This is a genomic window from Anaeromyxobacter sp. PSR-1, assembly GCF_000964525.1.
GTDB lineage: Bacteria > Myxococcota > Myxococcia > Myxococcales > Anaeromyxobacteraceae > Anaeromyxobacter.
The window spans coordinates 1-10,035 of sequence record NZ_BAZG01000162.1 but is presented as its reverse complement, the minus strand read 5'-3'; the positions used below and the strand labels follow the sequence as shown (position 1 = coordinate 10,035).

Genomic DNA, 10,035 nt, shown 5'->3' with positions numbered 1-10,035 from the left:
GGCCTGGCCGCCCAGCTTGCCCTCGTTGCCGACCTCCTTCGCGACGCGGGTCACCTCGGCCGCGAACGAGGAGAGCTGGTCCACCATGGTGTTGATGGTGTCGCGCAGCTCGAGGATCTCGCCGCGCGCGTCCACGGTGATCTTCTGCGAGAGGTCGCCCTTCGCGACGGCGGTCGTGACCTTGGCGATGTTGCGGAGCTGCGCGGTGAGGTTGGCCGAGAGGCCGTTCACGTCGTCGGTGAGGTCCTTCCACGTGCCGGTGAGCCCCTTCAGCGAGGCCTGGCCGCCCAGCTTGCCCTCGCTGCCGACCTCGCGCACGACGCGCCGGACCTCGGCGGACACCGCGCTCAGCTGGTCCACGAGCGCGTTCACGCTGGTCGCGATCCGCAGGAACTCGCCGCGCACCGGCCGGCCGCCCAGGTCGAGCGCGACCTTCTGCGAGAGGTCGCCGGTCGCCACCGCGGTGAGCACGCGGGCCACCTCGTTCGTCGGCGCGACCAGGTCGGAGATGAGCTGGTTCACCGCGCCGACGCTCGCCGCCCAGGCGCCGCGCGCCGGGCCCACCGAGGCGCGCTCGGTCGAGCGCCCCTCCTCCCCGACCACGCGGCCCACGCGCACCAGCTCGTCGGCGGCGTGCTCGTTCAGCGCGATCAGATCGTTCAGCAGCTCGCCGGCCTGGCTCAGCAGGCCGTCGCGGCGGTAGGGCAGCCGGACCGAGAAGTCGCCGGCCTTGGCCGCCTTCAGCACCTCGACCAGCTGGGCGAGCTCCTCGCGGTCCTCGGGGCCGAGGGCCTGCAAGCGCGCGTGCGAGCCCGGCGGAGGTGTCGAGGTGCGCTCCGCGACCACCTCGGCCCCGTTGCCGCGCCTCGGCCCACCGGGCGAGCGGCCGGCGCCGGCGCGGGCGGTACGAGCTGGGGGCGCGGGCGGGGGAGGGGGAGCACCGACGTGGGGCTTCGCGCGGGTGCGGCTCGTCATGGGCGTTCCTCGGGGAGAAGGACGGGAAGAGGGGTACGATTTCTCCATCTGGAGCGCTTTCCTCCACTCCCCTCGCGGGGAGGTCGTTGACGGACAGTGCGAGTGAACCCTGGCGGGAAGGGGCCGCACCGGGGGCGTTACGCATGCGGGGGGTCGAACGGATCATGGACGCATTTCGGCGGTACCCCCGGAGCGTCCATGGACGGTGTCGAAGCCGCGAAGATCCTGCTCGTCGACGACCGGCCGGCGAACCTGCTTGCGCTCGAGTCGGCGCTGGCCGGGTTGGGGTACGAGCTGGTGAAGGCCGGATCCGGCGCGGAGGCGCTCCGGTTCCTCCTGCGCGACGAGTGCGCGCTCATCCTGCTCGACGTCAACATGCCGGAGATGGACGGGTACGAGACCGCGCGGCTGGTGCGGCAGAACCCGCGCACGCGGAACATCCCCATCGTCTTCATCACCGCGTACGGCGCCGACGAGCGCCGCGTGCTGAGCGGCTACGAGGCGGGCGCGGTCGACTACCTGTTCAAGCCGGTGACCCCGGAGCTGCTGCGCTCCAAGGTGGCGGCGTTCGTGGCGCTGCACCGGGCGCAGCGGCAGATCCTGGCGCAGGCGGAGCAGCTCCGCGCGCACGAGCGGCGCGAGCACGCGCTGGCGCTGGCGCAGTTCGAGCTGCAGAGCCTGCGCCGGCAGGAGGCGGCGCAGAAGCGCTACCGCACGCTGGTCGAGGGGATCACCCACGCGCTGGTCTGGGTGATCGACCCCGACACGCTGGTGTGCCGCTTCGTGAGCCCGAGCGCCGAGGCGATCCTGGGCCACCCGATGGAGCGGTGGACCGCGGACGCGGGCATGTTCCCGGCGGCGCTGCACCCGGCCGACCGCGACCGCGTGCTGGCGTCGCTCCGCGCCATCACCGCCGGCGGCCCCGGCGCCACGCTGCAGCACCGCTTCGTGCGCGCCGACGGCACCGAGGCGTGGTTCGAGACCGCGGCGCGGCTCCTGCCGGGCGAGGACGGCGGCGGCCTCGAGCTGCGCGGCTTCTCGGTCGAGGTGACGGAGGTGGTGGAGGGGCGGGCCGCGCTGGAGCTCCTGTCGCGGGCGACCGCCGAGCTGTCCACCTCGCTCGACTGCCAGGACACGGTGGCGCGCGCCGCGGCGGTGGCGGTGCCCGCGCTCGGCGAGGGCTGCGCGGTGGAGGTGGTGGTCGACCCGCGCGGCCCGCCGGTGCGCGCGGTCGCCCACGTGCGACCGGAGGCGCGCGAGGCGCTGGAGCGCGTGGCCCGCCACCCGGCGCTCGGCCGCGGGCCGGAGCGCGGCACCGAGGTGATCCAGGATCCGTCCGGCCTCCTCGAGTCGGACGGCGAGGAGCTGGCGCGCGATCTCGACGCGCTGGAGGCGGCGGAGATCGTGCAGGTGGCGCTCACCGCCCACGACCAGCGGCTCGGCACGATGCGCCTGTTCACCGCGCGCCCGGCGCGCGCCCGGGACCTCGAGCTCGTCGCCGAGCTGGGCCGGCGCGTCGCGCAGGCGGTGGAGAACGCGCTGCTCTACCGGCGCGCGCAGGACGCGGTGGAGCTGCGCGAGCGGTTCCTCTCCATCGCCTCGCACGAGCTGCGCACCCCGCTCGCCGCGCTGCTGCTGCAGGCGCGCGTGCTGAACCAGCTGCTCGACACCGGGCGCATCCCGGTGCCGCCCGGCTCGCGCGAGGAGCTGCAGCGCCGCGTGCGCGGCGCGGTGAAGCAGGTGGAGCGGCTCGGCGGCCTGGTGAACAGCCTGTTCGACCTCGCCCGGATCCGGAGCGGGCGCCTGGCGCTGGAGCGCGCCCCCTGCGACCTCGTCGAGATCGCGCGCGACGTGGCCGGGCGCTTCGAGGACGTGCTCGCGCTGCAGGGGCGCGCGTTCACGGTGGAGGCGCCGGAGTCGCTGCACGGCGTGTGGGACCGCGGGCGCGTGGACCAGGTCATCACCAACCTGCTCTCGAACGCGGTGAAGCACGGCGCGTCCGGGCCGGTGGCGCTGCGGGTCTCCCGGCGCGGCGGCTCGGTCGAGGTGGCGGTGGCGGACGCCGGGCGCGGCATCTCGGAGGCGGACCGCGCGCGCATCTTCGAGCTGTTCGAGCAGGGCGAGCGGAGCGCGGGGACCGGGGGCCTCGGCCTCGGGCTCTACATCACCCGCAGCATCGCCGAGGCGCACGGCGGCCGCGTGTCGGTGGAGGCGCCGGCGGGCGGCGGCGCGGTGTTCCGGCTGGAGCTGCCGGTCGGCGCGGAGGGGGGCGAGCGCGACGCGTCGCCGCCGGAGCCGCGGCACGACGAGGGGCGCGCCCTCGCCGGGGGGTAGTGTCGGGGCTCAGCGACCGCGGACGCAGCGCGCCAGCGTCTCGGCGCGCTCGCGCAGGTCGGACGACCAGGCCAGCGGGCGGAACGGGTCGGTCGCGAGCGCGAACCAGTAGTAGCCGGTGGCGGGGCCGGCCTCGCCCGCCTCCAGCCCGGCCAGCAGGGCGTCGGGGTCCTTCACGTCGATGCCCGAGGTCTTCCACAGCTCGCGCAGGTAGGCGGCGCGCTCGGCGCGGCACGGCGCCGCAGCGCGCGCGCCGGCGGGGAGCACGGCGGGCGCGGGCGGCGCCGAGCCGGGCGCGGCGTCGGAGGCCGTGCCTCGCCCGGCGCCCTCGTCCGCGGCCATCGCCAGCGTCGCGACCGGCTGGAACGACTCCGCCGGGACCACGCTGAACGAGCCCACCCGCCCGTCCTCGGTGCCCTGCTCCTCCACGATCAGGTAGCCCTCGGGGAGCTCGATGCGCTCGCCGACCCGGACCGGCCGGCCGAGGATCTCGACCTGCGCGGCGCCGGCGTCGAGCCGTCCCTCCACCGGCGGCGCGGGGTCTTCGGCGCGGGCCGGCAGCGCGAGGGCGGCCGCGAGCGGGATCGCGAGGGCGTGGCGGAGCATCCGTGGAACCTCCGCACCGGAAGCTTGGCGGCACGGGCGGCGGGGGCAAGCCTCGCCGGCCGCATCCGGTGGGGCGGCGCCGCGGGGGGCCACCGCGGCTCGCCGGGAGGCCTCGACGACGCTCCACCGGCGCCCGGCGCAGGTGAGGATCGCAGCACCTGTGGAGGAACTCGACGCGGGAACGAAGCGCAGTGATCGCGGCCGGTTCGCGCGTGCCGCACCCAGCGTGTGGTGAGCTTCTCGACGCGGCAGCCGGCCGCGGGGAATCGCAGGGGCGCGAAACCGCTGGGGTCCCGAGCTGGCCTGCCCCTTGCGATGAGTCCTCTCGGCGGAGCGGCTCCGCAGGCTCGGGGGGACCCTCCCGCCGGAAAGGCGGCAGCGGAGATGACGACCTTGATGGAGATCCTGGAAGCCGCCGGCTCGCTCCTGGTCGGCATGGGTGGACGCCTCGCGCTCAGCATCGCGGGCGGGCTCGCGCTCGCGATCCCCGCGGTGCTCCTCGGCGTCGCGATCCACACGGTGCGGCAGCGGCGCGCACGCGCGGTGCCCATGGCGGACGGGCTCGCCTGGCGGCCCGGGGCCTACTTCGCGCCCAACCACACCTGGCTCGCGCCGGGGCGCCGCACCGGCGAGTTCACGGTCGGTGTCGATGACCTCGCGCGGCACATCCTGCCGTCGGTGACCTCGGTCGAGCTGCCGCGGCCCGGCATGGATGTCCACCGCGGCGACCCCATCGTCGTGCTCCGCGCCGGCGGCCGGACCGTGCGCATGGGCGCGCCGGTGGACGGCAAGGTCATGCGCGTGAACCCGGCCGTGCGCCGCGACCCGGGCCTGGTGCACCGCGAGCCGTACGGCGGCGGCTGGCTGTTCACGCTCGCGCCCGCGGACGCCGCCTACATGCGCCTGCCGCAGGACCGCGAGGCCGGCGGCTGGCTCGCGGCCGAGCGCACCCGCCTCTCGCGCTTCGTCGAGTCCGAGCTGGGCCTCGCCGCGGCCGACGGCGGCGCGCTCGTCGAGCCGCTCCCCGCCGCGCTCGGCGAGGAGGGCTGGCGCAAGGTCGTGTTCGCCTTCCTGCACGCGGCGTAGGCCGCCGCACCCGCGGGGCTCCTCGACCGCGCGAACCAGGCCCGCGCGCTCCACCGTCCCCGGGGAGCGCGCGGGTGCTCCGCGCTCCGCGCTAGAGGTTGTCCCAGCCGTACCGGCCGGTCTCGAGCGCGTGCGCCGCGACCGCCTGCAGCGCGCCGTCCTCGTTCTGCTCGAGGCCGGCGAGCCCGGCCTCCACGCGCCGCCGCGCCTGGCGCGCGAACACCGTGAGGATGCGCCGCTCCTCGACGGTGGCCGCCTCGCCGTGGTCCTCGAGGCGCGTCGACACGCGCGCCAGCATGCAGGCGAGCGTGAACAGGTCGATCATCGCGTCGGCGAGCCGCTTGGTGAGGAGCTGCGCGCCCACGATCTTCTTGCCGTACCTGCGCAGCAGCTTGTCGGCGGCGATGGCGAGGTCGGTGGCCGCGCCCTCGAACACCGCCGCGTCCTCGGCCAGCGCGGGGTGGAGCATGGTCCACTTGCCCTTCTTGCGGCGCAGCCCGGTGGCGAGCGCGGCGCGGCGCTTCGCGTAGTCGGACATCACGCCGAAGCCCTTGATCGGATCGGCGAGCACGCCCTTCATCGACTCCGCCACGTCGGCCAGCTCCTGGCCCAGGTCGTTCACCGCGGTGAGCGCGATGAACAGCCGGAGGATCTCGTTGGTGCCCTCGAAGATGCGGTTGATGCGGGTGTCGCGGAGCGCCATCTCGTACGGCATCTCGCGCATGTACCCGGAGCCCGCCGCGATCTGCAGCGCCTCGTCGGCGGTGCGCCACACGCTCTCGCTGGCGAGCACCTTCGAGATGGCCGCCTCGACCTGCGTCTCCTCGAAGCCGCGGTCCACCAGCCCCGCCACCATGTTCACCACGCTCTCGGCCGCGTAGCAGTCGATCACCATCTGCCCGATCTTCTGCTGGACGAGCCCGAAGCTGGCGATGGGCTGGCCGAACTGCTTGCGCTCCTTCGCCTGCGCCACCGACAGCTCGATGAGCCGCTTCATCCCGCCCACCGAGCCGCCGCCCAGGCCGGTGCGGCCGGCGTTCAGGATCTTCATCGCGACCTTGAAGCCCTTGCCCTCCTCGCCGAGCACGTTCGCCGCGGGGACGCGCACGTCCTCGAGCACCACCGTGGTGGTGGACGAGGCGCGGATGCCCATCTTGTCCTCGTGCGGGCCGGTCGAGACGCCCTTCAGGTCGCGGGTGACGATGAACGCGGTGATGTGGCCGCGCCCCTCCAGCGAGGTCTTCGCGAAGACGGTGAAGAAGTCGGCGATGCCGCCGTTCGTGATCCAGAGCTTCTCGCCGTTCAGGACCCAGTCGTCGCCGTCGCGCACCGCGGTGGTCTTGATGCTGGCCGCGTCGGAGCCGGCGCCCGGCTCGGTGAGGCAGAAGGCGGCGATGAGCTCGCCGGTGGCGAGGCGCGGCAGGAAGCGCGCCTTCTGCTCCTCGGTGCCGAACAGGAGCAGGCCGCGCATGCCGATGGAGCTGTGCGCGCCGACCGTCACCGCGACCGATGCGTCGTAGCGCCCCAGCTCCTGGATGACGCGCGCGTACGCCGTGGCGCCGAGCCCCATGCCGCCGTGGTGCTCCGGGACCACCAGGCTGAACAGCCCGGCGTCCTTCAGCTCCTGCACGAACCCGGGCGGCATCTCGCCGGCCCGGTCCCAGGCGCGGAAGTCGGCGCCGCGCCCGCCCAGCATCGACTTGAGGGTCTGCTGGATGGCCTCCAGGGTCTCCTTCTCGGCGCGGCGCGGCTCGGGGTAGGGCAGGAGGATCTCCTCCTCGATGTCGCCCAGCGCGAGCGAGCGCATGAAGCTCGCGGTCTTCTTGTCCACCATGGCGGTCTCCGGGCCGGCGCGGGGGGGGGGGATGGCGCCGTCGCTGACTTTAGAATCATAACGCGTTGCAGCACGTCCGGAACGGTATCCCCCTGACGGGGACCGAACGGCCCTCGGCAAACGACTCTGGGTCAGGACGAAACGACTCCGGGTCGGGGGCGGCGGGGGCGGTGCGCGCCCCCGCCGGGAGGCTCACCGCGCAGTGTACAGGTCGATGACGCGGCCGATCGACCGCTGGCAGACGGCGCAGAACGGCACGGGGTCCCGCGTGAACATCACGCAGTCCATCTGCGGCCGGAAGTAGCCGGTGGCCTCGTAGTTCGCGCCCTCGAACGCGCCGACCGCCTTCGAGAACCGGGCGTCGCCGAGCAGCGCGGTCTCCTCCTTCTGCTGCGCCAGGAACAGCGCGTCCATCTCGGCCTCGGGCCGGTTCTGCGCGCGGATGCGCTTGCGGCGGTCCTGGAACTCGTTCGCGCGCTTGGTGAACACGTCCTTCGGCCAGGGCGTGGGGAGCGGCGTGCCGGCGGCGACGAGGTCGCCCCACTTCGGGGCCTTGGGGTCCGCGGTCACGTTCGGCTCCCACGGCTCCGGCCGGCCCTCGGGCGAGAGGTAGGCGGTGTCCGAGGTGAAGTACTCGTCGGCGAGCGCGGCCAGGTGGTGCCCCAGCTCGTGCACGAAGATGTAGCCGGCCCAGCGGTTGTCGGCGGCGACCGTGGCGTAGAGGTTGAAGATGCCGCCGCCGCCGTAGGTCTCGCCGTTCGCGAGGATGGCGAGCGCGTCGTACGGCGCGAACGACGCCACGTCGCGCATGGAGCGGTTCTCGAACGTGAGCAGGTAGCGCTCCGAGCCGAACGCGTCGTAGGTCGAGCCCACGCGCGTGCGGCGGTGCACGCCGGTGAGCGGGCGGGAGACGCCCTTCTCCTCGGCGGGCGGGCAGATGCCCCACACGTTGAAGTCGGCCTTCCGCGAGCGGAACGGCTCGTGCGCGAACAGCTCCGCCACCAGCCGGCGCGCGTCCTTCTCGAACTTGCCGCGCTCCGCCTCGGTGTAGCCGTCGCCGAGCAGCAGCAGGTCGAGCTTGTGGGCGGGGTCGCCGCTCTTCAGGAGCTCGATCACCGGGCCGGGCGTGGGCGGCCGCGACGGATCCACGAAGCGGTCCTTCGGATCGACCACCGTGGACCAGACCTCCTGGAACGCGTTCCCCGCGCCGCGCTTCTTCACCACCACCTGCACCGGCGCGTCCGGCGCCGGGAAGCGGAGCGACTCGGAGAAGGTGCGGCTCACCTTGCGCGCGTCCTCGGTGGTCTCCCACTCGCCGTAGATGGAGGCGTAGCCGCGGGAGTAGACGACGCGGTTGGTGGCGAGGTCGCGGACCTCGAAGAAGTACTTGCCGAGGTTGGTGTCGTCCACCGGGCGCGCCGGGTTGCCCGGGAACGGCAACGGCTCGAGCACCACCCGGTCCACCGCGAAGCGCTCCTCGGTGGCGGTGCCGGTGTGGAAGAGGTCGAGGCGGAGGGTCCGGGGCTGGGAGGGGGCCGCCGACAGGGCGAGCGCGACGAGCAGGGGGATCATGGGCGGAACAGTGTAGCCGCCCGGCCGGAGGTGGCGGGCCGGAGGTTCCCCGCCCAACCGGGGGATCCCCTGAACGCCCGCTCGTCATCCCGAGCTAGGGGTTGCATCTCGCGAGAATCGCGGTCTACTTACGGGGCATGATGTGGCCGTGGGAAGACGAGAGCCGGGGGCGCCGTCCCGTGCAGCCCCGGGATCTGCTCGAGTTCCGGCCGTGGATGCTCGCCCTGGCCGTGTTCCTGGCCTGCGCGATCGGCATCGCCATCATGGAGCAGGCCCGCACGCCGCGCTCCATGTGGGCGCAGGCCGACGCCTCCGCCGACGTCTCGCAGCACCACGGCCGCTGAGCGCACGCGCGTGGTGACCGGGGTGTCGCTCACCGAGAGGCGTTCTCTGATGGGGCGGTCTCGACAGGCGTCAACTGCCGGGCTGGCCCGTGTCAGGGTGGGCCCTTAGCCTTGGCGCGAGGTCCAACCATGGCGCCCATCCGGATCCTGGTGGTGGACGACAACCACCTCATCCGCAAGCTGATCGGCCTCATCCTCGAGGGGGCGGGCTACACGCCCATCGACGCCGACTCGGGCGAGGCGGCGCTGGCGCTCGCGCTCGCGGATCCGCCCGAGCTCGTGATCGTGGACGAGGTCATGCCGGGCATGCTCGGCTCCGAGCTGGTGCGGCTGCTGCGCCGCTCGCGCGAGCGCCGCCTGCGCAACCTGGCGGTGGTGGGGATCTCCGGGCACGACGGCGCGGCCCGCGCGCTCCTGCAGGCCGGCGCCGACGCGTTCGTCGCGAAGCCGGTCGAGGAGCACCCGCTGCTCGACGCGGTGGCGCGGGCCCTGGGCCGCCCGCTCCGGCCCGACGACCCGCCCGCCCTGCCGGCCGCCTGAGGGAGCGGGCGGCGCCGGTCGTCACGAGAACGACACGATCCCGGCACCGTGGCGCCATGTCGCGGGCGCTACCTTTCGCCGCGGCGCCACCGGGCCGTCACCGGACCGCGCGCCCTCCGAACCGAGGACCGCCATGAACGCCCACCGGGAGTCGTTCTACCGCTGCACCATCGCGTCGCCCGAGGGCCGGCGCGTGGCGCACGTCCGCGCCTGGGACGCGCGCGAGGCGGAGGAGCTGTTCCGCGCCGAGCTGCGGGCCGAGGGCCTCGAGGCCGCGGGCCCGATCGAGGTCGCGGCGCTGGGCGACGCGCCCGGCCCGCTCGCGCTCGCGAGCTGATCCCCGGCGATCAGTCGATCGGCCGGGACGGATCGTCGCGCAGCGCGCAGGCGCGCTCGACGCCCTGCTCGCAGGCGCCGGCGAACAGCGCCCCGGCGCGCGCCTCGTCGCGCGGGACGCCGGCGCCGAACCGGTAGAGCACGCCCAGGTCGGAGCAGGCGCTCGCGCGGCCCGCCTCGCAGGCGCGCCGGTACAGCTCGGCCGCGCGCGGGCCGTCGGCCGGCACCCGCCGGCCCTCCTGCACCATCCGCCCCAGCCACGCGCAAGCGTCCGGGACCTTCCGCCGGCAGGCGAGGTCGAGCAGCGCCGGATCCGAGCCGTCGTCGATCACCGCCTGCGGGCCCTTCAGCCAGGCCTCGGCGGAGTCCAGGCACTCCTCCGCGCCGAGCGCCGGGCAGCCCTCGACC

10 protein-coding genes are annotated in these 10,035 nt (G+C 74.6%); 5 read left to right on the top strand and 5 right to left on the bottom strand.

Features of this window, described 5'->3' with window-relative positions:
• On the bottom strand, nucleotides 1-975 hold a 975-nt coding region (locus PSR1_RS18305), incomplete at its 3' end, for a HAMP domain-containing protein (RefSeq protein WP_152643379.1).
• A gap of 198 nt (nucleotides 976-1,173) precedes the next feature.
• Here PSR1_RS18305 and PSR1_RS18300 point away from each other — a divergent pair.
• Nucleotides 1,174-3,309, top strand: a complete 2,136-nt coding sequence (locus tag PSR1_RS18300) for an ATP-binding protein (RefSeq protein ID WP_059438879.1) — start codon at nucleotides 1,174-1,176, stop codon at nucleotides 3,307-3,309.
• Nucleotides 3,310-3,318: 9 nt separating this feature from the next.
• On the opposite strand, the gene PSR1_RS18295 is transcribed toward PSR1_RS18300, so the two are convergent.
• Complete coding sequence (locus PSR1_RS18295; protein ID WP_059438878.1) at nucleotides 3,319-3,915, bottom strand: hypothetical protein; 597 nt, start codon at nucleotides 3,913-3,915, stop codon at nucleotides 3,319-3,321.
• 396 nt (nucleotides 3,916-4,311) lie between these two features.
• Here PSR1_RS18295 and PSR1_RS18290 point away from each other — a divergent pair, with 396 nt between their 5' ends.
• Entirely contained in the window at nucleotides 4,312-5,001 is a 690-nt protein-coding gene (locus PSR1_RS18290; protein ID WP_237758133.1) for a glycine cleavage system protein H, read from the top strand.
• A gap of 91 nt (nucleotides 5,002-5,092) precedes the next feature.
• Here the strand turns inward: PSR1_RS18290 and PSR1_RS18285 are convergent, their stop codons facing one another.
• Together PSR1_RS18285 and PSR1_RS18280 are read right to left on the bottom strand one after the other, a co-directional pair.
• Entirely contained in the window at nucleotides 5,093-6,835 is a 1,743-nt protein-coding gene (locus tag PSR1_RS18285) for an acyl-CoA dehydrogenase family protein (protein ID WP_059438876.1), read from the bottom strand.
• Nucleotides 6,836-7,027: 192 nt separating this feature from the next.
• Nucleotides 7,028-8,407 (bottom strand): IgA Peptidase M64, encoded by a 1,380-nt coding sequence (locus PSR1_RS18280; RefSeq protein ID WP_059438875.1) that lies wholly within the window; start codon nucleotides 8,405-8,407, stop codon nucleotides 7,028-7,030.
• A gap of 179 nt (nucleotides 8,408-8,586) precedes the next feature.
• Here PSR1_RS18280 and PSR1_RS18275 point away from each other — a divergent pair, with 179 nt between their 5' ends.
• The 3 genes from PSR1_RS18275 to PSR1_RS18265 all read left to right on the top strand — a co-directional run bounded on the left by PSR1_RS18275 (nucleotide 8,587) and on the right by PSR1_RS18265 (nucleotide 9,628).
• Nucleotides 8,587-8,751: a hypothetical protein gene (locus tag PSR1_RS18275; RefSeq protein WP_237758130.1), complete on the top strand. Its 165-nt coding sequence runs from the start codon at nucleotides 8,587-8,589 to the stop codon at nucleotides 8,749-8,751.
• A gap of 129 nt (nucleotides 8,752-8,880) precedes the next feature.
• A complete protein-coding gene (locus PSR1_RS18270; protein ID WP_059438873.1) occupies nucleotides 8,881-9,291 on the top strand; it encodes a response regulator in 411 nt (136 codons plus the stop codon).
• Between the two features lie 133 nt (nucleotides 9,292-9,424).
• Nucleotides 9,425-9,628 carry a hypothetical protein gene (locus tag PSR1_RS18265; RefSeq protein WP_059438872.1) on the top strand — a complete coding sequence of 68 codons (204 nt, stop codon included), beginning with the start codon at nucleotides 9,425-9,427 and terminating at the stop codon, nucleotides 9,626-9,628.
• A 10-nt stretch (nucleotides 9,629-9,638) separates the two neighbouring features.
• Here the strand turns inward: PSR1_RS18265 and PSR1_RS18260 are convergent.
• Nucleotides 9,639-10,035, bottom strand: a 397-nt coding sequence (locus PSR1_RS18260; RefSeq protein ID WP_160309035.1) for a tetratricopeptide repeat protein, incomplete at its 5' end; no start/stop codon positions are given.